The organism is Paenibacillus sp. EKM212P (assembly GCF_011066115.1).
In the GTDB taxonomy this organism is placed as follows: Bacteria; Bacillota; Bacilli; order Paenibacillales; family Paenibacillaceae; genus Paenibacillus; species Paenibacillus polymyxa_B.
This window is the reverse complement of the sequence record NZ_JAAMNR010000003.1, coordinates 135859-161570: the sequence shown is the minus strand read 5'-3', so window position 1 is coordinate 161570 and position 25712 is coordinate 135859. Positions and strand designations below refer to the sequence as shown.

At 43.9% G+C, this 25712-nt stretch carries 19 protein-coding genes; 16 read left to right on the top strand and 3 right to left on the bottom strand.

Annotated elements, in window-relative coordinates; all coding sequences use genetic code 11:
- Positions 1-141 precede the first annotated feature (141 nt).
- From G9G54_RS09910 to metK, 5 genes are all read left to right on the top strand, one after another.
- The gene (locus G9G54_RS09910) at positions 142-2508 is read left to right on the top strand and encodes a copper amine oxidase N-terminal domain-containing protein (RefSeq protein ID WP_165177715.1); all 2367 of its coding nucleotides are present in this window, start codon (positions 142-144) and stop codon (positions 2506-2508) included.
- Between the two features lie 99 nt (positions 2509-2607).
- The gene (locus tag G9G54_RS09905; protein ID WP_165177712.1) at positions 2608-4149 is read left to right on the top strand and encodes a stalk domain-containing protein; all 1542 of its coding nucleotides are present in this window, start codon (positions 2608-2610) and stop codon (positions 4147-4149) included.
- 47 nt (positions 4150-4196) lie between these two features.
- Positions 4197-4772 carry a hypothetical protein gene (locus tag G9G54_RS09900; RefSeq protein ID WP_165177710.1) on the top strand — a complete coding sequence of 192 codons (576 nt, stop codon included), beginning with the start codon at positions 4197-4199 and terminating at the stop codon, positions 4770-4772.
- Positions 4773-4915: 143 nt separating this feature from the next.
- Positions 4916-5206, top strand: coding sequence for an alpha/beta-type small acid-soluble spore protein (locus G9G54_RS09895; protein WP_165177708.1), 291 nt, complete (start codon positions 4916-4918; stop codon positions 5204-5206).
- Positions 5207-5540: 334 nt separating this feature from the next.
- On the top strand, positions 5541-6743 hold the full coding sequence (metK, locus tag G9G54_RS09890) for a methionine adenosyltransferase (protein WP_013312298.1): 1203 nt from the start codon (positions 5541-5543) through the stop codon (positions 6741-6743).
- Between the two features lie 129 nt (positions 6744-6872).
- Here metK and G9G54_RS09885 read toward each other — a convergent pair whose 3' ends face one another.
- The 3 genes from G9G54_RS09885 to G9G54_RS09875 are packed head-to-tail and all read right to left on the bottom strand — an operon-like array spanning position 6873 to position 12353.
- Positions 6873-7775, bottom strand: coding sequence for a TetR/AcrR family transcriptional regulator (locus G9G54_RS09885; protein WP_165177706.1), 903 nt, complete (start codon positions 7773-7775; stop codon positions 6873-6875).
- Between the two features lie 55 nt (positions 7776-7830).
- The gene (locus tag G9G54_RS09880; protein ID WP_165177704.1) at positions 7831-10947 is read right to left on the bottom strand and encodes an efflux RND transporter permease subunit; all 3117 of its coding nucleotides are present in this window, start codon (positions 10945-10947) and stop codon (positions 7831-7833) included.
- Positions 10944-12353, bottom strand: a complete 1410-nt coding sequence (locus G9G54_RS09875) for an efflux RND transporter periplasmic adaptor subunit (RefSeq protein ID WP_165177702.1) — start codon at positions 12351-12353, stop codon at positions 10944-10946. Before G9G54_RS09875 ends, G9G54_RS09880 begins: the two co-directional genes overlap by 4 nt.
- 266 nt (positions 12354-12619) lie before the next feature.
- Here G9G54_RS09875 and G9G54_RS09870 point away from each other — a divergent pair, with 266 nt between their 5' ends.
- The 11 genes from G9G54_RS09870 (at position 12620) to flgK (ending at position 25691) form a co-directional block, all read left to right on the top strand.
- Positions 12620-15337 carry a stalk domain-containing protein gene (locus G9G54_RS09870; RefSeq protein ID WP_165177700.1) on the top strand — a complete coding sequence of 906 codons (2718 nt, stop codon included), beginning with the start codon at positions 12620-12622 and terminating at the stop codon, positions 15335-15337.
- Between the two features lie 47 nt (positions 15338-15384).
- Positions 15385-16545, top strand: coding sequence for a sensor histidine kinase (locus G9G54_RS09865; RefSeq protein ID WP_013312293.1), 1161 nt, complete (start codon positions 15385-15387; stop codon positions 16543-16545).
- Positions 16546-16549: 4 nt separating this feature from the next.
- Positions 16550-17272: a response regulator gene (locus tag G9G54_RS09860; protein WP_007432713.1), complete on the top strand. Its 723-nt coding sequence runs from the start codon at positions 16550-16552 to the stop codon at positions 17270-17272.
- Positions 17273-17441: 169 nt separating this feature from the next.
- Positions 17442-17882: a hypothetical protein gene (locus G9G54_RS09855; RefSeq protein WP_061831630.1), complete on the top strand. Its 441-nt coding sequence runs from the start codon at positions 17442-17444 to the stop codon at positions 17880-17882.
- A gap of 200 nt (positions 17883-18082) precedes the next feature.
- Positions 18083-20197, top strand: a complete 2115-nt coding sequence (locus G9G54_RS09850) for a DEAD/DEAH box helicase (protein ID WP_165177698.1) — start codon at positions 18083-18085, stop codon at positions 20195-20197.
- Positions 20198-20766: 569 nt separating this feature from the next.
- Positions 20767-21111, top strand: a complete 345-nt coding sequence (locus G9G54_RS25590) for a ComF family protein (protein WP_238807888.1) — start codon at positions 20767-20769, stop codon at positions 21109-21111.
- Positions 21112-21493: 382 nt separating this feature from the next.
- Positions 21494-21952: a LysM peptidoglycan-binding domain-containing protein gene (locus tag G9G54_RS09840; RefSeq protein WP_165177696.1), complete on the top strand. Its 459-nt coding sequence runs from the start codon at positions 21494-21496 to the stop codon at positions 21950-21952.
- Positions 21953-22701: 749 nt separating this feature from the next.
- Positions 22702-23112, top strand: coding sequence for a TIGR03826 family flagellar region protein (locus tag G9G54_RS09835; RefSeq protein ID WP_165177694.1), 411 nt, complete (start codon positions 22702-22704; stop codon positions 23110-23112).
- A gap of 196 nt (positions 23113-23308) precedes the next feature.
- Positions 23309-23584 (top strand): flagellar biosynthesis anti-sigma factor FlgM, encoded by a 276-nt coding sequence (flgM, locus tag G9G54_RS09830; protein WP_013312286.1) that lies wholly within the window; start codon positions 23309-23311, stop codon positions 23582-23584.
- A 10-nt stretch (positions 23585-23594) separates the two neighbouring features.
- Entirely contained in the window at positions 23595-24095 is a 501-nt protein-coding gene (locus G9G54_RS09825) for a flagellar protein FlgN (RefSeq protein ID WP_165177692.1), read from the top strand.
- A gap of 15 nt (positions 24096-24110) precedes the next feature.
- Positions 24111-25691, top strand: coding sequence for a flagellar hook-associated protein FlgK (gene flgK, locus G9G54_RS09820; RefSeq protein ID WP_165177690.1), 1581 nt, complete (start codon positions 24111-24113; stop codon positions 25689-25691).
- Positions 25692-25712: the final 21 nt, after the last annotated feature.

Below are 25712 nucleotides of genomic sequence, written 5' to 3'. Positions count from 1 at the left end.
CATTGTTATCACATTGTATAATACTGGAGTACGTCATAAATGGACGCTTTCTTTCAACTAGATTCCAAGCTTCTGTGATATTGTCACAGATATCATTTTATAAGGGTTCTCATAAAGCTCGGAAAGGAGGTGTAACGACTGATGAGTGACAAGATCCGACAAAAAGACAAAAATAATATTTCTGGTTATATTCAAGGAGGAGAAAAAAAGGTTATGACAAAGTTTAATAAAAAAATGATCAACGTGCTGGCAACAGCAACATTGGTTGCTGGTGTAGCAGCTCCAATCGCAGCATTGACTGCACCAACTGCAATCCATGCAGCTTCTAGCTTTACAAACCTGAACAATCCTAGTATTGGTTCTAGTGCACAATCCAATGTTGAATTGGGTAGAGCGAAAGTTAGTATTAGCCAAGCTTCCATCAGACCTGGTGCATCGTTTACAGTAACATTGCCAAAAGGTTTTGAATTTTCTGGCGCTGGAAACGGTGTTAGTCGCGTAAAAACTGCTACTGACGCTACTTATGGTTTGGGTGTATATCTTGATGCAAAAGATAACGACGACGCTGAAAACCTTGAATCTACTGGTTATAAAGATGCAGATGCAGTTGTAGTTACTAAACTGACTAACAAGTCTGCAAAAGTTGAATTGAATTTCAGTAACTCTGCTGATGCTGCTGATCTTTATCTGAACTTTGGTAAAATCAATGTTACTGGACCTAGCAATGGACCTATCAAAGTTGCTATTGATGCTGCTTCTGCAAGCGGTTTGACTAGTGGCGAAGTAGTGATTGGTAACGTGGTTTCTTCCGGTCAAATTTCTTTGAGCGCTGCTGATACTGTTTCCAGTGAAGAAAACTTTACTGCAACTTTGAAAGTTAAAGAAGAAACAGCTGGTTCATTGGGTAACAACAACATTAAGTTGAAATTGCCTAGCGGCTTTAAATGGGATTCTGCTCCTAAATCCGCAGCTACTATTCTGTTTGGTACTGATATCAAACCAGAAAATGTAAAATATTCTACTGACGGCGATACTTTGACTTTGTCTTTGGATAAAGTGAGTGGTGAGCAAACATCTTTCCAATTGCCTGTAGGATTCTATGTAGATGATGAAAACAGTGCTAAAGAAGGCGACGTAACAGTTAGTATCTCTGGTAATGCAACAACTGATGTTAGCTCCCTCGTAGTAGGTAGCTATGGCCAAATCGGTGGTGGCGTTTCCGTTGCTACTCCAACAACAATTCTTGCTGGTCATGATGAGCAAAAAATTGGTGATGTAACAATTAAAGAAACTGTTGCTGGTTCTTTCGTAAAAGGACGTACTGTAACTTTGCGTCTGCCTGAAGGTGCTCGTTGGCAGTCAACTTTTGAAAGCAATACCCCAGGAAGCAACTTCTCCGGTTCTATGGAGAACACTAACGGTTTGGGCGGAGCAGAAGTTTCCTATACTGACTCTGACAAACGTACTTTGAAATTGACTTTCAACAGCGCTAACAGCACAACTGATGCTGGTACTTTGAAACTGAAAAACGTTGAAGTTGCTACGCAACCAGGTTTCTCCGGCGATCTGAACGTTGATGTTGCTGGTAGCCAAGGTCTGAGCGGTACTGTTAAGGTTGCAACTGTGAAACAAGCAGTTACTCTGGCTGCTGCTTCCAAACCAACCCTGACAATCGGTCTGGGCGATCAACAAGTTGGCGATATCACAATCACTGAAGCTGCTAAAGAAGCTTTCGTTAAGAAAGACGGTAGCCGTGAAGTAATCTTGGAATTGCCAACAGGCGTACGTTTTGCTTCTACTCCAGAAGTAAAAGTTACAGCTGGTGACGTTAAAGTGAAGAGCGTATCTACTGATACTTACGGAGAAAGCAACAAAGGCCGTCTGAGCTTCTACATCGACAGCGAAAGTGCTACTCCAAGTACAATCACAATCTCGGCTCCTAAGTTGACTGTTGACCGTACTGTAGCTCAAGGTGACATCGTTGCTAAGCTGAAAGGTAGCGCAGTTTCTTACACTGCATACAAAGGCGCAACTGACAACACTCAAAACTGGAAAGACAACAACACTGCAGCTGCTGAAGTAGCAATCGCAACTGTTGGAACTCCAGCTCCAGGTGCTACTAAAACTAAAGCTGTCTTCACACTGGGAAGCACTTCCTACACTGTGAACGGCGAAAGTAAAACTTCTGATGTAGCTGCTTATGCTGAAAACGGACGCACTTACTTGCCAGTACGTTATGCAGCTGAAGCTTTGGGTGTATCCCCACAAAACATCCTGTTTGACAAAGCAACTTCCACAGTTACCCTGATTAAAGGTGACCGCGTTGCTCAAATCAAACTGAACACAAACCTGTTGACTATTAACGGTTCTGTGGTTCGTATGGACGTTAAAGCTGTAACTAACAAAAACCGTACTGTACTGCCTATCTTCTGGGTGAGCAGAGCGCTGGATGCATCCATCAACTATGATGCAACTGCTAAAACAGTAACTGTTGAAAACAACAACTAATTTAAGAGCAACTCTTTTGAGTTAACTGAATTAGATGAGAAGAGGGTTCCTTTTGGAGCCCTTTTCTTTTATTAGTCTTATTGACAAAGGAGAGAAATTATGAAACGTTTTGGAGTGGCAGTACTGTCCACATTGGTTCTTTTTTCTGCGTTCGCCAGTCTTGCAGGAGCTCAACCAGGTGATATAAAGGTTATTATTAACGGTGTAACTCAGCAATATACCCAGTCCCCGGTTGTTAGTCAAAATACAACCTTAGTGCCTCTCCGTGGTGTTTTTGAAAGCTTGGGTGCGAAAGTCGATTGGGACAGCAAAGCTAAAAAAGTGACAGCATCTAAAAATGACGATACGTTAACTTTAAATGTTGGTTCTAAACTTGCTTATAAAAATAGTAATCCTGTACAGCTCGATGCAGCAACTCAAATTCAAAAGGGTCAAGTACTTGTTCCTTTACGTTTTGTGAGCCAATCATTAGGCGCCAAAGTAAATTGGGATCAGGCTACACGAACAGTGACCATTTCCAATCAAGCTAATGGTAATACTACTACTGTTGATCAAACCAATAGTTTATCCAGTAAGCCTCTCACAGCTCCTGTGACCAAAGTTACTTATGATACCTATTATAATGATTCTTTGACTTATGATGATGCAGTTAAACTGGCCATAGCTGATAGTACTTCAGTTAAAACAGCAGCAACGAATATCGACCAGGCTGGGAAAATAATGAAAGAAGCTGGCAAGGATATTAACTTTGTTCCAGCAGAAGCAGGTGATGAAGGTCAAGATAAAGCTTTTAAAGGTTATGCCCAAACGAACCTTAACTATGAGGCTGCTAAAAAAAACCTAGATATGACCAAAGAAGGTATTGAGTACAATGTGAAGGATCTTTATAATAAGCTTCTTCAAAAGCAAAATGCCGTTAAGCTGGCTGCTTTGAATATTGAAGATGCAGAGCGCAAGCTTAAAGTTGCACAAATTAAAAGAGATAATCAAATGTCGAGTGATTATGAGGTCACGCAAGCAACTAATCAGTTGACTCAAAATCAAGCTGCTTTAGAGAAGGCAAAAAAAGATTTAGATAGTGCATATGTATCTTTGAACCAAGTGATTGGTTACAAACCAGAGCAACGTTATGAACTGAAGGATAAGCCTGTCTATTCTGAATTTAAAGATAATGTAGAGACAAAAGTAAGCCAAGTACTTACTAGCAGTACTGCTATTTGGTTGAGTGAGCAAAAAGTGGATTTGGCTGAATTGAGCTTGAAGCTTTACAACTTCAATACTCCAGGAAATACCCCTTATGAAGCTGAACAACTTAATGTTGAAAAAGCTCAATATGCTACAGAAGGCACAAAGAGACAACTCGAAGAAGCTGTAAGAACAATTTATAACAATATCAAAGCATTGGAAAGTCAATATTCACAGATCCAAGCTGGTTTGGTGAGTGCAAGAAGTGCGGCCGATATGGCTAAAAAGCAATTTGATGTTGGATTGGCTACAGAGCTACAGGTTTACGAAGCTAATTTGAAAGTGACTACCGCTGAACAACAAGCGGAAGATATAGTTTCAAGTATTGATACTTTGAAGCTGGCTTTCAATAAGCCTTGGGCTATGCAAGGTTCCGCTGGAGCAAGCGCGCAATAATTTATGCCTAACCTATACTTGTTATAACCTTGCAGTAGGAGGATTTCATGAAATCACGCTATAAAGTATCGCTGGCTGCTGTTTTACTTGGAGGAGGAATTGTGGCTGGCTCTTTGATGAACAATTCAGTAAATGGAGCCTCCTCCAGTTCTGGACAACCTGGAACAGCTGATGATCCAGTCGTAACCAAAAGCTATGTCGACCAAAAAATTGCTCAGGCAATTAAGGGTGGAGTACCGGCAAGTAACACAAGTAGTAAAACTTCGAATGCTCCAGCAACAAATGCTACTTCTAACACAACGGCGTCAGGAGCTTCTAGTGCAGGAAAAGCTTCCGCATCAGAGCAGACAGAGGCTTTAAAGGTTGTTGATGTAAAGCCTGGACAAAAACTGATTGCCAAAGCAGGGTCAGAGTTTATTTTACGAAATGGTTATGCTGTTGTGTATAGTATGGATACCAGTGGTGCTATTGATATTACTTCTGGAACGGAAATTTTCCATAATCAGGCTGTCGAAAAAAATCATTTATTATCCTTTCCTAGAGAAGGAAGAGGTATTCAAGTAAAAGAAGGTCAGAAGTTTGGTCTGGTCGTTATGGTACGAGGCGGTTACACTGTTCAGTAAACTTTTTTTGTATATAAGCTGCTTTCGGTGGGCTCTTTTTCTTAAATACTGCTTGGGATAGTAAATTGTTCTTGGCTAAATTGAACCTAATCGCTGCACACTAACCCCATGAAAGACAATATGTTTAGTGGAGGGTGTATACGATGGCGTCAAGAGGTCAAAGACGATTAATTCCCGAGAGCCGTGCCAGGTTAGATGATTTGAAGTATGAGATCGCTGCTGAGTTTGGGCTACCAGTTTATAATCCTCAATATACTCACATACATCCCAATGCTGACAGTGAATTTGCTGCAGAATTGGGGGAGTTTGCGGGGGGCGGGAATGTAGCATGGCGTGATTTAACTTCAAGACAGAACGGTTCGGTTGGTGGTGAAATTACTAAGCGACTGATACAATCTGCTGAACGTAGCTTATCTGAATATGGTACATTGTAAGTTGCAATAATTTCTACAATTTTTGAACATATAGTAGCGTAAAATCTGGGGTAATTTACATGTGAATCAAAAATGGTTTGCATGTAGACTTACCCTAATTTCGAATGTTGTCATTGGGTGACATGAATTGACACCTTGTTTTAAATAGGATATCATGGCATTTGAGGCTTGTACGCAACCTTTTCCTACCGGAGAAGGTTCATTTTTTATTAATCAGGTGTAACAAGATACCTCCCGCCATTTGATGGCTTGAAGGTATCTGAACAATGCCATTACCATGTCAGGATTTTTTTATTAAATCCTCATGTATTTTAATTGTGGGAGGTTGAAATTCATGTCTGTAAAAGGCCGTCATTTGTTCACGTCCGAGTCTGTAACAGAAGGCCATCCGGATAAAATCTGTGATCAGATATCCGATGCTGTATTGGACGCCTTTCTGGCTAATGACCCTAATGCACGGGTAGCATGTGAAGTTTCGGTAGCTACTGGTCTCGTTCTCGTCATTGGTGAAATCAGCTCCAAATCGGAATACGTGGATATTCCATCCATTGTACGTAATACGATTAAGGAAATTGGCTATACACGTGCGAAATACGGTTTCGACTATAATACTTGCGCTGTATTGACTTCTTTGAATGAACAGTCGCCGGACATTGCTCAAGGGGTTAATGCTGCCTTGGAAAGTCGTGATCCTGCTGAAGTAGATAAAGAAACGGAAAACATTGGGGCTGGGGATCAAGGATTGATGTTTGGTTTTGCTACGAACGAGACACCTGAGTTGATGCCTTTACCTATCGCTATGTCTCACCGTATTGCACGACGCTTGTCTGAAGTACGTAAGGATGGAACACTGAATTATCTTCGTCCAGACGGTAAAACTCAAGTAACGGTAGAGTATGAAAATGGTAAACCTGTTCGTATTGATGCTATTGTGGTTTCTACGCAGCATGCGGAGGATACTACTTTGGAGCAAATTCAAGCAGATATCAAAGAAAAGGTTATTTTGCCAGTTGTTCCTGCCGAATTACTGGATGAGCAAACCAAATATTACATTAATCCAACAGGACGCTTTGTTATCGGTGGCCCTCAAGGAGATGCAGGTCTGACAGGCCGTAAAATTATTGTGGACACGTATGGTGGTTATGCGCGTCACGGCGGGGGAGCATTCTCCGGTAAAGATCCGACCAAGGTGGACCGTTCCGCTGCTTACGCTGCTCGTTATGTAGCGAAAAACCTCGTGGCAGCTGGATTGGCAGACAAAGTGGAAATTCAGCTTGCTTATGCCATTGGTGTAGCTACGCCTGTTTCGATTAACGTCGATACATACGGTACGGGTAAAGTAAGCGATGAGAAGCTAGTTGAATTGATCCGAAATAACTTTGATCTGCGCCCAACAGGCATCATTCGCATGTTGGATCTGCGTCGTCCAATTTATAAGCAAACTGCTGCCTACGGTCACTTTGGCCGTACAGATTTGGATGTACCATGGGAGAGCGTAGATAAAGCTGAAATTCTAAAAGAACAAGCGGGGCTGTAATTCCTCGTATATTATCAAAATAAAAGCAATAACCCAAAAAGACTGTTTCATGCTTTGCATGAACAGTCTTTTTTTGATGTGTTTCGCTGTTAAGTATGAATTTGCACCGAAGTACCGAATACTGAGTGACTACTCGGATATCGGTGCATGGTCCAATAAATTTTTAAGTAAACGACAAACCTTTTGCAGTTCCTTGTACTGCTCCAAATACGCAAAAAGGGCTTTCAGGAGGCCTTTTTGAGGGTTCGATTTCAGAGCCTCTTCCTTTAAATGAGCGTAGATTTGCTGACACTCCTGTTTCTCCTCTGAACTCCACGAAGACAGCAGTATACTGTCTTCCAAGGAGTGGAGAAGGCTGTTAATTTGACGGCCTTGGTCAAAGGGGTTACTTAGAGCACTTTCAGGTAACCAGCCTTGCTTGCTCCAGAACAAATGTGGAGCTGAATCAGCATTGTTCAGGCTGGTTGCCAAGGAACTGGATAAGAAGATAATAAACTGTGTTAGATGTTCAATCGTTTCATCATTCATCCGATCGGCAAAGAAGCGAATATATTCAAACACAATGCTTTTAAGTACAAAGGTCATATCCCATGCATGATCTTCAATGCTCGGTCCAAAAATATCAATCAGGCAGTCGCGAACCCATTTGTACAATTTGTATTCATGATTCTCGAATGCGTAATTGAGTTGTTCATTCTGAAAAATAAGCATGGAAGGCTCAGGAAGATCCATCATGAGATACACTTTGTTTTCAACGAGATTTTTCAAGTAAAGTACAATAAAACCGTGCAGTTTATCGTGCTTAGAAAGATTAGGTTTGCTGTAGAGAGCCCGGATGTCTTGTTCAATGTTATTTTCCAGAATGATACACATTTCTAGAGGGAGTTCTTCTTTTCCTTGAAAATATTTATAGAAGGATGCTTTCGCCATCCCACTTTCTTTGGCTATTTCTTCAACAGATGTTGAATAATAGCCTTTTCTGGAGAACAGCCGAATGGCCGCCTGTAAAATATCATTTTTTTTACTTTCCATACATACTTCCCCCTAGGGACCGGCCAACTCGACAGCATCGAATTCACTTCATACATCACAAAGGTTGGTCACGTGTGATAACTGTGTGCTGCTGTTTTTTGAGTTGACGGCGCATCTTGTACTTGGCCATGATCATATACAAGGACGGTACGACAAACAAGGTTAACAAGGTCGAGAATAACAAACCGAAAATGACGGTAAACGCCAGTGGCTTAAAGAGCAGGCTTCCCAATAGTGCTAATGGAATCATACCTACAATAGCTGCCAAAGATGTCAATAAAATCGGTCTGAAGCGAGCAGCGGCCGCCTGTATTACGGCTTCCTTTAATTCCATTCCTTCATGTCGTGCATCCTCGATAAATTCAATTAACACAATCCCATTCCGCACAACAATGCCCGCGAGTGCAATAATTCCCATGATGCTCATAAAACCAATAGGCATACCGGTCAAGAAAATACCAATAATCCCGCCGGCTGCTGCCAGGTACACGGTCGTCATAATAATAATAGGAATGGAGAGGGAATAAAATTGCATAGTAATCAAGAGTAAAATGAGCAAGACTACAACGATCGCCAGCTGTCCTAAGTCCTTGAATATGGTCGATTGGTCAGAGGTTTCCCCACCAACCTCCCATTTGTAGCCTTCTGGGAACTTCATTTGTGCCAGCTTACTTTCAACATCAACCATCGCTTCGCTTGCAGTTCGTCCGTTCAAATCGGCTTCCACCGTAATCGTCCGCTCCATATTGTAATGCTTGATTTGCTGAATAGCAAATGACGGCTTAATCTGGACAAGCTGGTTTAATGGAATTTGCTTACCAGCTGCATTAACTACACTTAATTGTTGGAAAAGCTTACTTGGCTCCTCGTCGCTGTGATTCAAATACATTTTAATATCTACCAGACTGTTTCCAGTATCAAATTGGCTGACTTGGGCTCCTTCTTTTAATAGAAGCAGGGTGCGAGTCAAATCTGTGTAACTTACCAGGTATTGATCCATCGCTTGTTTGTTGACCTCAAGCTCCAGTGCATATCGTTCAATTCCTATATCATCCACGATGCCTGTTGTGCCCTCTACTGTCGCGATCTGCTCCTTTGCTTTTTGGGCAAGAGTTTGCAGTTCATTCAGATCCTGACCTGAGATACGAATAGAAACGGGCTTACCCACTGGAATCCCGAGACGAGGAACATACATCGTAACTGTAACTCCAGGGTAGGATTTCTTAACATGTTGCTCCCAAGCATCAACTGTCGTATTGAGATCGAATACGTTTTCTTTGCCGACGACAGCAATCTGCCCCACCGTTTCGTTATAACTAATATTTCCACCCATACTATTAATGTCACTAAACAGTTGTGGGGCAGTTCCTCCAGCGCTGTAGACGACCTTGGAAGTTTCAGGTTGCTTTTTCACCCAGCCTGCAAGGTCTTTAACGACCTGGTCGGTTTCCGCAATTGAAGTGCCTACAGGCATTTTTACATTTAGTGCGACATGAGGATCTTCCGACTCAGGAAAAAGTTCAACTGAGGTAAAGGGAACTAATCCATAGGCGGCTGTTCCAAGCATGAGTCCGACCATGGCTGTCAACAAGGGACGCTGAATGACCTTAGGCATCAGTTTTTGTGAATAGAGCTTGTTTAAAGAATGAATCTGCTGGCCGAGCAAGCCTGCTGGTTTAGACTTACCCTGAGGGTGACGAGCCTGTCTGCGCTTCTCATACCATTCTCGAAAAATAGGGATGATGGTGAGCGACATGATCATAGAGGCAAGCATGGTCAGGGAGACAATAGCAGGAATAGGTTTAATAAAGGCACCTACATTTCCAGGAAGAAACAACAATGGCGCGAAAGCTGAGATGGTAGCCAGAGTTGCAACCAAAATAGAAAGCATGACCTCTTTGGTACCTTTTACAGCTGCGACTGAGGGTGATTCTCCTAATTCCGTAAGTCTACGCTCAATATTATCATTTACAACTACGGCATCATCCACGAGTATGCCGAGTACGATGATCAGACCGACAACGGAAATCTGATTTAGAGTGATGCCGAACATAGGCAAAAAGATAATGGCAATCGAAACCGAAATAGGAATGGCCAGTGCAACAAATGCAGAGGTGAGCAAATTCAGCCCCAACATACAAACGAGAATAACGGCCGCAATCGCAAGAATCGTTTCACGCTTTAAGTCGTCAAAGATATGGCTTACCTGATCCTTTTGTGCAAAAAGAGTTTGAAAGTGAACACCTGCGGGAAGTGTTTTCTCCAGTTCTTTGAGCTTGGTATTGACCTTTTCGCTCATAGAAGGGATGTCTGTGCCTGTTTCTGCTCCAATAGTTAGCGTAATGGCCGGTTTACCCTCTACATAGGCAAAGTATTCTGTATTAGGATGTGCCAGCTCCGTTGTGCCGACATCTCTCAAATATACAGGATTACCTTCTTTGGTGCGTGTCAAAAGGACCTGATTCAATTCATCAGCTTTTTCGGTTTCGCGAACAATAAGTTGATAGGTACGTCCGTTGTATTCAATATTACCAGTAGGAACCCGGTCAATTTGAGACTGGATCGCTTGAGCTACTTGTCCCCATGACAGCTGGTATTGCTGAAGCTTCTGGTTGTCAATATGAACACGTACTTCTTGATCAGGGAGACCATTGAATTTGACGCTAGATACGCCAGAAATGGTATTGAGCTGATCTTTCCAAGTTGTTGTTAAATCATTTAGTTTATACAGTGGTGCGGAAGAGTCAGCTGTTAGGGCATAGGAGCCGATAAAAGAGCTGGTTAGCTTGTCATTTACAACAGGCACTTCAGCGCCTTGAGGAAGATCAGCTTGTGCATCCTGCACTTTTTTACGCATATTATCCCAAACCGTTTGAGGATCAACTCCGTTTTTGGATTCGATTAAAATAGAGGAGAATCCGTTACCAGAAGTCGAACTAATCGTTTTAACACCTTCAACTTCCTTAATGCGTTTCTCCAGCTCTTTAGTTACGGTTTGTTCTACTTTTTGTGGTGAAGCACCGGGGTAGACTGTTGTTACCATAGCATTCTGTATGGTGACATCCGGCATTTCCTGCTGTGGTAACTGGAAAAAGCCGAAGATTCCGACCAAAATCAGCATGACAAAAAACAGCAATGTAATTTTTCGTTTTTTTACGATGTACTCAATCATGGGCGTCCGCCTTCCTCCGACTGAATCGCATTTCCATCAAACAGGTTTTCTGCCCCTTTAACGATAATACGTTCGCCTTCACGAAGTCCCGATACGATTTGCAACTGATTATCTACAACCTGATTACCAAGTTCCACAGGGGTTTTAACAGCTTTTCCTTGAATGTCTTTGAAAATAAAAGGCTTGCTTCCCGTGTTAATGACTGCTTCGGCAGGAACGAGAATCCCATTCTTGTCGGTCACCTGTTGAGCAGCTTTAATGACCTGACCGGGTAACCAGTCTCGCTGTGGATTGTTTATAACAATCTCTACGTTAACCCTTCCCGTGTCGGTGCTGGTTGAAGGATAGACGTTAGACACCGTACCTTGACGAGTCTCTTCATAGAGCGCCACTTCTACTTGTTGACCCTTTTTCCAATCCTTAATTTCACTGTCTGGTACAGGAAGCAGTACTTTGAGGCGGTCGATGGAGCCTATGCGATAGACGGCTTGCCCTGACGCGACCAAATCACCTGTATTCACGATTTTGTCTAAGATTACACCGTTCACAGGAGAGATTAGACGTGTGCGTGAAAGTGCCAGTTCTGCCTGCCCCTTGGCAACAAGGGCTTTTTCGTAGTTGGCATGGGCTTGTTTTTGGGAAGCTGCAGCCTGTTCACTGGTCGCAAGGGCTTTGCTTTTACCTGCAAGCGCATCTTGAAAGGAAGCTTGGGCGGATTGATGATCTTCGGCTGTGGCTCCTTCCAGCAAAAGGGACAGGGATTCCTTGGCTTGTTCCAGGTCTTTCAGGGCTGCGGTAGCATTCAGGCGAGCATTTTCATTATCTGATGCGTTAGCAGCGCCTGCCTCAAACAGCTTCTGTGTACGCTCGCTATCCGTCTTGGCCTTGTTATAAGCGCTTTGTGCCTTATCTACAGTAGCTTGCGCTTGTTGTTTCTCTTGAGCACGTGCGCCTTTATTGACCTTGTTAACATTCGCGCGAGCTCCTGTAATGCCGGCATCGGCGGATTGAATCGCGGAGGTAGCAGCCTGTAAATTAGCCTGTGCGTTATCAATACCAGCCTGTGCTTCCAAGATGGAGGCTGTCGCCTGTGCCACCTGAAGCTTGTAGTCAGCGTCATCCAGACTAGCAATAACGGCGCCCTTCTGTACAGCAGTACCGACAGTGAGATATGCACTGGCTACAGTGCCTCCATTTTGGAAAGCCAGTGTGTTCTCCTCATAAGCCTGAAGAGTGCCTGACAAGTTATAGGCCGTATGAAGTGGCGTGGATTTGACGATTGCGGTGCGCACAACGGTTGGCTGTGCAGATGAACCTAGAGTGGTATCTTTTTTTTCTGTAGAACATCCGGTCATTGCGATGCTCAGGGATAAAGTGAATATGATGATGGCCCGTTGTTTATTCATGATTATCAATCCTTCCGATAGGGTCATAATTGGAGTTGTGAACTAATCAGTATTATTTGAACTAATAAGTTCAAATGTATTATAGTGCGCCGATATTGCATTCGTCAATTCATCGTTTTAGATTTTATGAATTAGTTGACGGGGTTTTCGTAACTTTTGCCTATATAATAAGTCTATTAACATAAGAGGATTTTTTTGTTTATTGATAGAGTACACGTGCGGAATAAAACCGTTTGAATACACTGGAGATGGGAGCTATTATCCAAATGTTTTTAAGTAATAAGAAACAGAGTGAAGTGAAAGTAAATGGCAGAGGAATTGCTAAAAGATGGGCTGTGTTAACACTGGCAGGGGTATTATGGGTCGGTCCGGTTGCTGGAACTGGGGCTCTAATGCCCTTGAATGGTTGGATGTCTGCTCCAATCGCAAGTGCAGCCTCTGGTTCAACTGTAAAATTGGGCGAAGAGATCATTACTTCGGGTGCAACATTATTGAAATATCGTTTTAAAGGGTCCAAAGGAACAGCGCTGGCTGATATCATTCGAGTGGACTTACAAAATCCGTACGTCAAGCTGGATGTCATGACGGGGAAGAATGGACAGTTTACGACCCGTCAGAGTACAGGTGGCATGGCAAAAGAGACCGGGGCGGTTGCTGGTGTAAACGGAGATTATTTTAATACCTCCAGCGAGGGAGCGCCGATCGGTGGACAAGTATCCAAGGGTGTGTTGATGTCTACTCCGTCTGATTTAACGGGTATGTATGCCTTTGCTGTAACCAAGGATGGTTCTCCCATGGTGGAGCAGTTTACTTTTGAAGGTACAGTAAACGCTGGAGATGGGTCGTCCTTCTCTTTGGCGGGGATGAACAAGGCTTCGTATTCGCCTGAGACGAGTGGGGGCGGCTATAGCCACTCTAATGCTATGTATATTTATACATCTGCTTGGAAAGCGATTGAGCGGCCCAAAAACAGTTCGACAACGCCCACCGAGATATTGGTACAAAATGGTGTGGTTACACAAGTCTCCGACAATGCTACGTTGAATATGACCGTTCCGCAGGATGGCTATATTTTACGTACTCATGGTAAAGCTGCTGATTATGCCAAAGCGCATCTGACCGTGGGACAGACGGTAGAAACAAGTTATCACCTTCGGGTTAAATCGACAGGGAGCGAAGTAGATCCTTCTAACCTTCAAATGATGATTGGTGGACATACCATATTAGTAAATGACGGTCAGAAAACCTCTTTTTCTCGAAGCACAACAAGCATAGGCGGGACGCGTGCGCGTACAGCTCTGGGATATTCTCGTGACAAGCGTTACGCTTATGTCATTGCTGTTGAGAAGAATGGGAACAGCGTTGGTGTATCCCTGAGCGAGTTGCAAACGCTGATGAAAGATATTGGCGTCTGGAAGGGTATGAACCTTGACGGGGGCGGCTCTACCACCATGGTGACTCGTGATTTGGGAGATACGACAGCGGGGCTTACGTTCAATACAGAATATGGCACAGAGCAACGTAGTATTGTAAATGGAGTGGGGGTATATACCAATGCTCCTAAAGGAACGCTCAAAGGCTTCACCATCAAGGGCAATAAAACGTTGCTGATTGGTCAGACCGGAAGCTATTCCTTCAAAGGTTATGACAACTACTACAATCCATTCGATACCTCGAAAGTACAAGTGACGTGGAAATCCAGCAATCCGGCTGTTGTGTCAGTGAGCGGCGGCGTTGTAAAGGGAGCCAAACCGGGAACTGCTACTTTAACGGCATCTAGTGGCTCAGCCAGCGCTACAACCAAGGTCACGGTGCTTGGAGCAGATGAAATTTCATCACTTACCGCAGGCACTGGAACTGGCTCGTTTACCGCTGGAGCTAAAATCGCTGTACCGGTAACGGCAAAGACAAAAGATGGACAGAGTGTCAGCATTACGTCAGATGCGCTCAAATGGGAGTTCATCGGCTTTAAGGGCAGTGTCAAGGACAATCAGCTTACAGTAAATACGGTGGATGCAGGCGTGAAAACGGGCTATGCCATCGGTCGCTATGATGGTTTCAGCGCTGTCGTCTTCCTGTCTGCTGGCGGAGCAAGTACAAACAACTGGGAGAACTTCGAAAATGTTTCGTATCCGGTTGATTTTACTTCGAATGTGGAAGGTGTTACCGGCACAGCGGCTGTTGTACAAGGAGATGGCGACCATGCCAATTCCAAAGTGCTAGAGCTGAACTACGATATGACGAACGGCAGTGGTAAAATGTATGCTTACGCTCAATTGAACGGCACATCCGGGAAAACGCTTGAACAGGCGGCTACTTCCATCTCGATTGATGTCAGAGGGGATAAGAGTCTGAACTGGCTGCGCGCAGAGCTAGAGGATGCTCAAGGCAAAACAGCATATATTGATCTCGCTAAAGTGATCGACTGGAACGGCTGGAAAACCATTAACGCAGATATGAGCGGTTTGAATATTTCGTATCCGGCGAAGCTGAAGCGTCTTTATGTGGTCAATGTGGCAGAGGGTCAGGACGAGCGCGCTAAAACAGGCAATGTTGCTTTTGATAATATTTCTTTTAATACACCGGGAACGGTCGGTACAGAAGGACTCAAAAAAGGAACAGCTCAAATGACGATCGGGCAAAAATCAATGACGGTGAACGGAACGCCGACCACGATTGATGCCGCTCCGATGACTCGCGATGGTTCAACATATGTTCCGATCAAGTATGTACTGGACGCATTTGGCGGACAAGCCAAATGGAATGCGGGCGATCAGCGGATCACCATTATGCGCGGCGGTGTGCTGATGGATTTGACCGTAGGGAAAAAAGAAGTTGTTCTGAACGGGAAGCGTCAAAGCACTGATGTTGCACCCATTGTGCTAGGAGGTAGGACTTTAGTCCCATTAAGACTCGTGTCTGAGCAGTTAGGAATGACTGTAAAATGGGAACAAGAAACGAAGACCATCACCCTCCAGTCATGATATGGTATGATATATACTTGAAATGCTAGGATTGGAGTAGAACATTTGTGGACTTTCAAGCCGATATCATAGACCGAGTCATTAAAAACGCCATCCAGGTGATGGAGAACAGCAAATATCAGATGTTCGAAATATTGGACACGGCCCGGACCGAGCTGGTCACGTTAAATCAGGAGCTCCAGAGCGTCTTGAAGGAAACAGCAGAAACGATCGAAAAGGTGGACCAGCTGGAAATGAACTATCGGCGGTCCCGCATTCGGTTGACTGAGGTCAGCCGCGACTTCGTTCGCTATTCGGAAGAGGATATCAAGCAGGCTTATGAGAAGGCAACACAGCTTCAACTCGATGTGATGATTTTCCGCGAGAAGGAAATGTATCTCAAAGCCAGAAGAGATGATCTTCAAAAGCGGGCCAAAAGTGTCGAGGCTTCTGTCGAGCGTGCCGAAACCATCGGTTCGCAGATGGGGGTCGTGCTGGAATATTTGTCAGGTGAATTGGGGCAAGTGACGCGGATCATCGAATCGGCCAAAAACCGGCAGTTTATTGGTCTGAAAATTATTTTGGCTCAGGAAGAGGAGCGCAAACGTATATCCCGTGAAATTCACGATGGACCTGCGCAGCTCCTTGCGCATCTAGTGCTTAGGACGGAAATTGTGGAAAGAATGATCGCCAAGCAGGAATTTAAGATGGTTCAGGACGAAATAGTAGACTTGAAGAAACAGGTTCGCTCCAGTCTTGAGGAAATGCGAAAGGTCATTTTCAATCTGCGTCCTATGGCCCTGGATGACCTGGGGCTTATTCCGACGCTCCGGAAATATGTGCAGGATTTTGAAGAAAAAACGAAAATTAGATCGCTTTTTGAAACAAGGGGCAAGGAACACCGTCTCTCTTCCGCGATGGAAGCAGCCATTTACCGTCTGATCCAGGAAGCTTTGACCAACGCTGCCAAGCATGCTTATCCTACCTATGTGCTTGTTGAGATTACCTATCAGGCGCAGCTTGTAAAAATCGTGGTGCAGGATAATGGTTTGGGCTTTAAGCCAGAGCTTTTTCAGCAAAAAAGCAAAGATCATGGGCATTTTGGTCTGATTGGTATGCGGGAAAGGGTTGAACTGCTCGAGGGGAGAATGGAGATCGAATCAGCTGAGAATCAAGGCACCAAGATAGTGATTCATATCCCAACCAACGTGGAAAAGGGAAAGGAGTAACAACATGGAAAATCAGGAAATTAGCAATGCACCCATTAAAGTTCTCTTAGCGGACGATCATCAGTTGTTCCGTGAAGGACTTAAACGTATTTTGAATATGGAGGACGACATTGAGGTCATCGGAGAATGTGGCGATGGTATTCAAGTGTTGGAATTCTGTAACGTAGAGAAACCAGATATTGTTCTGATGGACATTAATATGCCAATTGAAAATGGTGTAGAGGCAACCGAAAAACTGCGTGAGATGTTCCCGGATGTCAAAGTTATCATTTTATCCATTCATGATGATGAAAGCTATGTATTCGAGACGTTGCGCAAGGGAGCCAATGGTTATCTGTTAAAAGATATGGAGGCCGAGTCCCTCATTAATGCAATTCGTTCGGTTCATGAAGGATATGCGTTTATCCATCCGAAGGTAACGGGTAAGCTCATTCAGCAGCTTCGCCGGATGACCTACCTGAATGAAACAGGGGCTATGGCTGAAGGTCATACGAAGGAAGCCGGCGTGAAGTTTGTCGCAGGTGAAAATAATCCATTGACCCGTCGTGAAGCTGAAGTGCTGCGTCTGATGGCTGAAGGTAAGAGCAACAAGATGATCGGTGAATATTTATTCATTAGTGAGAAAACGGTCAAAAACCATGTCAGCAGCATTCTGCAAAAAATGGAAGTTGATGACCGTACACAAGCAGTTATTAACTCAATTAAATATGGATGGGTTACGCTGTAAAGTGTAGTCTTTCCATGCATTAGTCCATGCAGCTGCTAATAGATATGAATGCTGTACCGCCTTTCTTTGGGAGCGATATGTCCGCTCATACGGAAACCCAGTACATAACCGTGACACCTCTTCCTGTTATACGGCATATATTGTCGCTATAGGAGGAGGTGGAACCCTCGTGACGGCTCACTTGGTTTGGATATTGCTTATATACGGTGTGGGAGCCGCAGTCGTTCATCTTATGTATATACGACAGGCGGTTCAGGCTTATCACAATGGTGAAGATTCACGCGCAATATCTCCGGGTCATCGCGCGACTCGCTATATTGTGATTACGTCCAATGACGGAGATCGTGTGGAATGGGTGATGCGTTCGCTGAACATACTTGCCTGGCTACACCGGAGGCCGCTACATGTGACGGTACTGGATGATGAATCTATGGACGATACGCTACCGATTCTGACACGGCTACTACGCTATAGTCATATGGATGTTTCAGTCATTTCAAGTCGTTTTTCACCGGGGAACCCGGTCTTACCGAAGTCAGGCGGTGAAAAGCAGGTTGTTATTGATCTTAGAACGGTCAAGTCGTTGGCGGACGCCCCATTTGTTCCTTAGCGATAGGGGATTGTGGACATCGTGGTTAAAATCGGATATAAATGTTTTAAAACAGTTGCATAGGCAAGACGACAGGGATTTCGTTGAGATCTACTTGATGTGAAGCACACTTCAGGCTATTAGCCATAGGAGTGTGCTTTTTTGCTGTTCTCTGGGGTAACAAGAACCGCAAAAATCATGAATGGGAGGAGCAGGGGAAGGTGAAGATTTCAGTATATGCAGTGAGGTATAAAGGGAATTGGACTCTCCGATTATCTGTGGATATTCGAGTAGATATGACATGGTGGATGAATCAAGATGAGGGGCAGGAGAATGTTGTCGAAAGATGGGTGTTATTAGGAGATGAGCTTCCCTTGTCCTGGGGGACAAAGTTGTGCGAAACATTTAAGGGATTGGCAGATATGGAGCGATGGGGAAAAGGAAAGTGGTGGGCTTATATTCTCGCACAGCTAAAAAGTGAACTGGCTCTTGAGCCTTTTGATGGAGAACGAATTTTATCTGGAGGAGTAGAAAATATATGCATTTGGGATCATGTACAAGGGTGGACTTCCTGCACAAAAGGTGGGGATGAGGGACGGGAAACAAACGGAATTTTACGTTCTATTCAAAAAAGAAGTCTCATCACGGGAATTGATGGATTGGATAGGGAGTGTTTAACACGACAAGCGAATGAACTGGCTAATTTGTTGTCAGGACGCCAGTTACTCGTTCCGGAAGTCGAAGCGCTGCTGGCAGAGGCAGCGCCAGGTTTGGAGCATACTTGGCGATCCGCTGCACAACTTGCATATCTGCAAGGCCGACTCTGCTTTGCTGCTGGCCTCGCTCCAGCACCACGTACGCGCTGGTCTGCCGCGCGTACGCATGAACTTCGCTGCAATCGTTGTGGCAGCGGGGTAGTGCACCGCACGAGCTGCGCATCGTGCGGACGTAAGGCGTGCGCTTACTGCGAGACATGTCTCTCACTGGGGCGCAGCCGTGAATGCTCGCTGCTGTTGCGCGGTGCAGCGAAACCCGTCCTGCCGTGCACAGCAGGCAGTGCCCTGGCGACGGAACTCGACCGCTGGGGGCTGAGCCCTGCACAACGTGCCGCCGCTGAAGCGGCGCTGCGCTTTTTGGCCGCACCGCACGGCGAAGTGCGGGGGCGTTTTCGCCCGGAAGGCCGTGGGCTCCGGGCGTTGTTCCGGCGCGATAAGGTTGCGCGCCGGGGATCAGATGCTGCCGCTTCGCAGGGCAGCACCCTTGCCCGCAGCAGGCAACCTTCGCCAAAACCTGGCGAAGGTGCGAGGCATAACGCTGATCGGCAGGTACCTGATACCACGGTAGAACGTTTTCTGCTCTGGGCTGTAACAGGCGCAGGCAAGACGGAAATGATGTTTCCGCTATTGCAATATGTGTTGGACCACGGAGGAACGGCACTTGTGGCAACACCACGCCGTGATGTGGTACTGGAGTTAGCGCCTCGTTTGGCCATTGCTTTTCCCGATGTGAGCATGGTGACGCTCTACGGGGGGAGCGCAGAACGGTGGCAAAGGGGACAGCTTACACTGGCAACGACACATCAGCTATTGCGTTATCGTCAAGCCTTTGATTTGGTTGTGATTGACGAGATTGACGCGTTCCCTTATCACAATGATCCTATGCTTGCCTTTGCTGCACGAGCAGTATGTAAGCCGAAGGGAAAGTTTATCTATTTGTCTGCTACACCACCGCAATCCTTGCAGAAAGAGGCTGCACGCGGTCTACTGCCACACGCCAAGGTTCCCGTTCGTTTTCATCGTCATCCCTTACCTGTCCCATTTCGCCTGGGGGCTGCTTCAGTGCAACATTGGCTGCAAAAAGGTCGGCTTCCCCTATCCTTTATTCAACGCCTACGCGTATCTATACAACGTGGGGCACAGGTTTTCCTGTTTGTGACACGAATCTCACATATTCAGGGACTTGTGAAGCTGCTGATTAAACAATTACCTGATGTACCTATTGCAGGCACCTCCTCACAGGATGAAGAAAGAACCGCTAAAGTGCGCTTATTTCGAGCTACTGAAATACGTGTTCTGGTTACAACGACTATTTTGGAGCGAGGGGTAACTGTTCCACGGAGTGATGTGTACGTATTAGACGCGGACAGCAGTCTTTTTGATGAAGCCTCTCTTGTCCAAATGGCGGGTCGTGCAGGAAGGTCCAAGGATGACCCATGTGGAGGTGTTATTTTTACATCCCCCCAATGGACTCGAGGTCAAAAGAGAGCAATTAGACAGATTAAACGTATGAATGCACTGGCTCGGAAAAGAGGATACCTGAAGGGGGCGAAGCACTAAATGCATTAAATAAAAAAAGTTTTTTTGGAAATGTGAAACCTGAAACAATGTCGGTACGTAAACTACCAAGAAAGGTGCATTCTGGTATGGGGATGATTCCAACAACCCGTCTATTTTTGAATTGGCTATTCCATCGCCAGTCCCAAACATGTATGGCTTGCGGCACTCTCACAGGGCGTTTTTCCGAATTTCCCGGAATTTGTACTTCTTGTTCGCTTCAAATTCCTTGGGTTTACAATATTCGTTGTGTTTATTGTGGACGTCCGACGTCTTGCCCGGATTGCGTAAGGCTTGACCGATTAGTACGTTACTATGTGTGCAATCGGAGTGCAACCAGCTATACACCGATGATGAGAGAATGGATTGGGCAGTTCAAATATCGTGGAAATGAAAAGTATGGTTCCTTGCTGGGCGAGATCATGAATCGAGCCTATCAGGCGATGAGGTATGAGTTTGCAAGTCTTAAACATTCTCGTTTCAAGCGATCTTTGTGGAGTGTGGATGTAGTGACCTGTGTCCCGGTAAGTGAGAAGAGGCTGACAGAGCGAGGCTTCAATCAGGCTCAGATCTTGGCAGAAGAGATTGCTAGGCGGAATAAGCTCCCCTTCCTATCTTTACTTGCTCGTCCACAAGATACAGGCAAACAAAGCTTTAAATCCAAAAAGGAACGCATGAACACCATGAATAATGCGTTTTCTGTCCATCCCAATATGACAAATTTGCTGAAGTCTTTTATTTTAAAAGCTGAATCTCAATGTGTTACGGAGAATAAGCTTTCCGTTACCGTTTTGCTTGTAGATGATATTTATACAACGGGGAGCACATTGCAGGCGTGTGCACGTGCTTTGAGAGAAAAGGCATTAGAGCAAGGAATGCATTTGACTATTTTTTGCCTGACCTTAGCAAGATCATAAGTCTAAATATCTAGTATTTTCCATGAAATTTTGCTTGAAACTATGAAAAAGAGGTTATAACTCTCTAGAAAAAAGGATTAAATGATAGAGCAAAAGTCTTTTAAGCCGTACAATCAGCAGGATTTGACAACGAGCTAGAGAGAGGTATATAATAAAAATATAGAGACAAACAAAAAGTAAGGAAGTGAGGGATGAAAACAGAATATTTCAATTTAGAGGTTGATTTTTTTGGAAAAGAGGAGTACAATTTCTATCTGTTGATAGCTAACATGATTGGTAATAAGTGATTAGCTAATGACTAAAGAGCGGACATTGGGAGTGTCTCGCTCAGTAGTAAAGCAGTTAATTAAAATTTAAAGCTAAAAAGAGGAGAGAAAAAATCATGAAAAACGTAATGAAAAAAGTAGTAGTATCTAGCATGTTAGCAGTTAGTTTAGGTGCAGTATCTTTGCTGAGTCCACTTGCAACAGGTCAAGTAATGGCGAAATCCAGCTCCGATGATGAAATTCAGCAATTGGAAGACCAACTCGTAAGAGAGCAGCAAGAAGCAGCACAAAAAGCATTTGAAGCTAAGTACTTCAAAACTGAAACTACAACAACTACAACACCGACTCAAACGACAACTGAGAACAACAGCCAAGCAACAACCACAAAACCAGCAACGACTACAACTGAAACACCAGCAACTGTAAATACAATCACAGTAAATGTTCAAGATGGCGATACACTGACTTCTATTGCTGAAAAATACGGTGTAACTGTTGAAGAACTGGTTAAAATCAACAACCTGGTTAAAGCAGGCCAAGAGCTGCAAGTACCACAAACAAACACAAATAAATAAATATCATTATAAATGTATAATGAAATGTGTTTTTTAAACCAAGTGTTTGACTATAGTATACGGGAAGGCCTCTATTAAAACAATGCTTTTTTGAATAATTATTTGTGAAATAGCTTGTTTTTTTGGGCTGCAAATTTTCACTGATGCATCTAGCTTGATTTCAGATAGGTTATAAGTTGAAATGATGTTAGGTCCATGAGATTTATGAATACCCACACTCCATGTGCGGAGCATTCGTATGGGCGCCGTCCCCCCGGATTTACAGGATTTCCTTGATGTCATTCGGGGCACAGGTGAACATGAATTCTTCTGAGGATTGTTTCGCCCGGTTTTTCCCTCATCTTGATAATTAATTTCTACATTTACTCATATTCATATATAGCTATTTTAATTGTATAATGAAGCGCTATTCCCGAAAATAACTGGAATGGCGCTTATTTTATTTTCTATCTAAAGTACGGTGTAATGTTTGACGATAAATAGATACATGCACTAGGCTGAGCTATTAGCTTTCATGGGCTTTCTTTATTTTTATGTCATTGCATATTGATGCATATAAATATAGAGAAACTTTTGCTGATGGATCATTCTCTCTTATACTTTTAAATATGATAACTTATAAAATGTGCAATTGTGTAAAATCTGAAAATCTTTTTTTGAAATATTTGCTAGACGAGGCTCTTCATTATAAGTTAATGTAAGGATAAAAGTAATTAAAGATCGGAAATTGGAAAGGGGCGCTACAGAGGATGAATTTGGATAACTGTCCTCGCTGTGGAAAGCTGTTTATTAAGAACGTCAGGGGAATCTGTCAGAACTGTATTAAAGAAATTGAAATTGAATACGAACTCTGTGTCAAACATATACGTGAAAATAAGGGCATTCATATGCATGAGCTTTCAGAGGCTACTGAGGTATCTGTAAAGCAAATCACGACATTTATACGTGAGGGACGTATTTCCATTGCTAATGCGCCCAATATGACGTATCCTTGCGAGGTATGCGGGATACCGATTCGTGAAGGGCATATGTGCGATTCTTGTCGAACACGTCTGACTAAAGACCTGCATCAGGCTGTACGCGAAAGTAGTAATCAGGATCAAAGTAATAATATGGGCTCAGGTACCTACAGCGCGATTGATAAACTTCGTGGAAAGTAGTACAGGGGAATTAAAAACGCATTCAGCTATTCAAAAAGTTTCAAATACCGCCGATAATCTTTATAGAGCTTATCGGTTTTTTTATTTTTAGCAACCATGCACAAAATAAAGAAGTGAGGCATAATACGAACCATGTTCGACGCTATGTCGTCTGATACATTCTGACCATATCAAATAACTAAGGAAGGTGGAAGTTATGAAAATTAACGAGACCAACCGCATCGGAGCTATTAATCCATACCAACGAAATATTGAAACAGGACGTCAAGAGGAGCAAAAGAAATCCCGCCGCAAGGACGAGGTTTCCATTTCTCCGGAAGCGATGGAAATGCTGAACCGCAGCAGTGATGCAGATCGTGTTAAGAAAATTCAGGAGCTTAAGCAGCAAGTAGCTTCTGGTACCTATCGTGTGGATGCCGATAAAATTGCAGAGAAGCTGTTACCTTACTTCAAGCAGTCTTCTGAAAGCTAGGTGAAGGAATATGCCTTTAGAGCGATTGATTGATGTGCTAGAGCAGCTTAGAGAGGCTCACGAGCAGTTGATTGCATTAGGAAATCAAAAAAAAGAAGCACTGATATCAAATAAGGTAGATCAGCTCATTCTAGTCATGAACCAGGAATCGAAGATGTCCAGACACATTGAACAGCTGGATGAGCGACGCCTGCAGGCAGCATATGAATTTTTGCAGGAACGTGGTATTAAGTCTAAGTTGAATCTCAATATTACGGAGTTGTCTCGTCTTGTGTTTGATGTAGAAGACAAGCAGCGCCTCCTTCAAATTCAAAAAAAACTAGCGGATACACTTGTAGAATTGAAAAAATTAAATGAGTTGAATCAACAGCTTATACAACAGGCGCTTTCCTATATTGATTTTTCCATTGAGAGTATGTCATATTATGCGGAATCTGAAGCGGTTTATCAGCGTCCAGCTGACAAAAGCACCTCTACTGTACGAGCGGGACTATTTGATACACGCGCCTAATTGAAGGAGGAAAATATGGTCTCAACATTTCATGGTATAGAAACAGCGAAGAGAAGCTTAAACACACAAACGGCAGCACTTAATACAACCGGACACAATATCTCAAATGCCAACACAGCTGGTTACTCCAGACAAGTGGTTAGTATGAAGGCCTCGGATTCTATGGAAGCCTACGGTTTGAATCGTTCCGTTGTACGAGGTCAAATGGGTACAGGGGTTGAATTCACTGCTATTGAACGCGTCCGTCAGACGTTTTTGGACGATCAGTATCGTAATGAAAGTTCTTCTCAAGGTGGATGGGACATTCGCTATGACACACTGAACAAGCTGGAGACCATTATGAATGAGCCTTCGGATACAGGTATCCGTAAGGTCATGGATAATTTCTGGGATGCATGGTCCGATCTGAGCCAAGACCCTCAGGATGTCACGAATCGCAAAATTGTAAAAGAGACTACACTTGCTCTGACAGATGCGATGAACCAGGCTAGCAAGCAACTGGATGCACTCAGTTCTGATTTGACTACTAACGTTACATTAAAAACAAGCGAGATGAATTCGTTATTGCAGTCTGTAGCGGACTTGAATGGTAATATTTACAAGTTAGAACAACTTGGGGATAATCCGAATGACTTGCGTGATCAGCGGGATTATGCAGTTGATAAGTTGTCCAAGCTTGCGAATGTGCAGGTAACTCAGCTGGATAACGGTTATCAGGTAACGGTGGCAGGACAGATAGCTGTAGCAGGCACAGAGGTAACTGCTATTACGGCGGCTGGCCTTGAGGCTGCATATCAAGGTGGAGCGTTAACTGGTGGCGAAGTGTACGGTATGATTTTATCTAGAGATAAATATGTAGCAGATTACAAAACCCAAATGGACCAGTTAGCTAATACTTTGACAAATGGTGATATTGAAATTACTTTACCCGCAGGTACAGTTCTACCTGAGGGAACGGTACTGAATTCAGGTGTCAACAATGCAGCAGTGACTTACTCAAATGCGAATAACAACAGAACCTTGACCGCGGATTTGAAAGTAACCGTACAAGGAATTAATGGACTCCATCAATTGGGATACACACTCAGTGGCACAACTCCAGAAAAGGGAGGAGTGTTTTTCACCTCGAAAGATGGAACTGCTATTACAGCCGGTAACATTACGCTGAATAAGGATATTCAAGATGATCCCAATAAAATTGCCAGTTCTTTGCGTGTAGATGGAACGGGAACAGCTAATGAAAAGGTAACTGTAGGTAACAATGCTTTGGCATTGTCTATGGCGAGCCTGAAAAATGTAAAGTTTGGTTTTAATACAACTCAAGCACAAACTACCACTGTAGATGACTTCTTCAGTGCAATTGTTGGGCAATTAGGTGTCCAAACTCAGGAAGCAGAGCGACAATCGCAGAATGCGCAGCTGTTGACTGAGCAAGTGGACTTGAACCGCCAATCCGTCAGCGGGGTGTCACTTGATGAAGAAATGTCAAACATGATCAAGTTCCAACATGCTTACAGTGCAGCTTCCCGGTTCATGACAACTTTTGATCAACTGCTGGACAAACTGATTAATGGTACAGGCCGCGTAGGTCTCTAGTATAATGAGAAGGTGGAGTAA

What these genes read in the sequence shown, in the direction of transcription:
- G9G54_RS09885 (WP_165177706.1), bottom strand. Translation starts at nt 7,775, where the DNA reads ATGGAAAGTAAAAAAAATGATATTTTACAGGCGGCCATTCGGCTGTTC.
- G9G54_RS09875 (WP_165177702.1), bottom strand. Translation starts at nt 12,353, where the DNA reads ATGAATAAACAACGGGCCATCATCATATTCACTTTATCCCTGAGCATC.
- G9G54_RS09860 (WP_007432713.1), top strand. Translation starts at nt 16,550, where the DNA reads ATGGAAAATCAGGAAATTAGCAATGCACCCATTAAAGTTCTCTTAGCG.
- G9G54_RS09905 (WP_165177712.1), top strand. Translation starts at nt 2,608, where the DNA reads ATGAAACGTTTTGGAGTGGCAGTACTGTCCACATTGGTTCTTTTTTCT.
- flgK (WP_165177690.1), top strand. Translation starts at nt 24,111, where the DNA reads ATGGTCTCAACATTTCATGGTATAGAAACAGCGAAGAGAAGCTTAAAC.
- G9G54_RS09870 (WP_165177700.1), top strand. Translation starts at nt 12,620, where the DNA reads ATGTTTTTAAGTAATAAGAAACAGAGTGAAGTGAAAGTAAATGGCAGA.
- G9G54_RS09840 (WP_165177696.1), top strand. Translation starts at nt 21,494, where the DNA reads ATGAAAAACGTAATGAAAAAAGTAGTAGTATCTAGCATGTTAGCAGTT.
- G9G54_RS09900 (WP_165177710.1), top strand. Translation starts at nt 4,197, where the DNA reads ATGAAATCACGCTATAAAGTATCGCTGGCTGCTGTTTTACTTGGAGGA.
- G9G54_RS09910 (WP_165177715.1), top strand. Translation starts at nt 142, where the DNA reads ATGAGTGACAAGATCCGACAAAAAGACAAAAATAATATTTCTGGTTAT.
- G9G54_RS09880 (WP_165177704.1), bottom strand. Translation starts at nt 10,947, where the DNA reads ATGATTGAGTACATCGTAAAAAAACGAAAAATTACATTGCTGTTTTTT.
- G9G54_RS09895 (WP_165177708.1), top strand. Translation starts at nt 4,916, where the DNA reads ATGGCGTCAAGAGGTCAAAGACGATTAATTCCCGAGAGCCGTGCCAGG.
- G9G54_RS09825 (WP_165177692.1), top strand. Translation starts at nt 23,595, where the DNA reads ATGCCTTTAGAGCGATTGATTGATGTGCTAGAGCAGCTTAGAGAGGCT.
- flgM (WP_013312286.1), top strand. Translation starts at nt 23,309, where the DNA reads ATGAAAATTAACGAGACCAACCGCATCGGAGCTATTAATCCATACCAA.
- G9G54_RS09835 (WP_165177694.1), top strand. Translation starts at nt 22,702, where the DNA reads ATGAATTTGGATAACTGTCCTCGCTGTGGAAAGCTGTTTATTAAGAAC.
- metK (WP_013312298.1), top strand. Translation starts at nt 5,541, where the DNA reads ATGTCTGTAAAAGGCCGTCATTTGTTCACGTCCGAGTCTGTAACAGAA.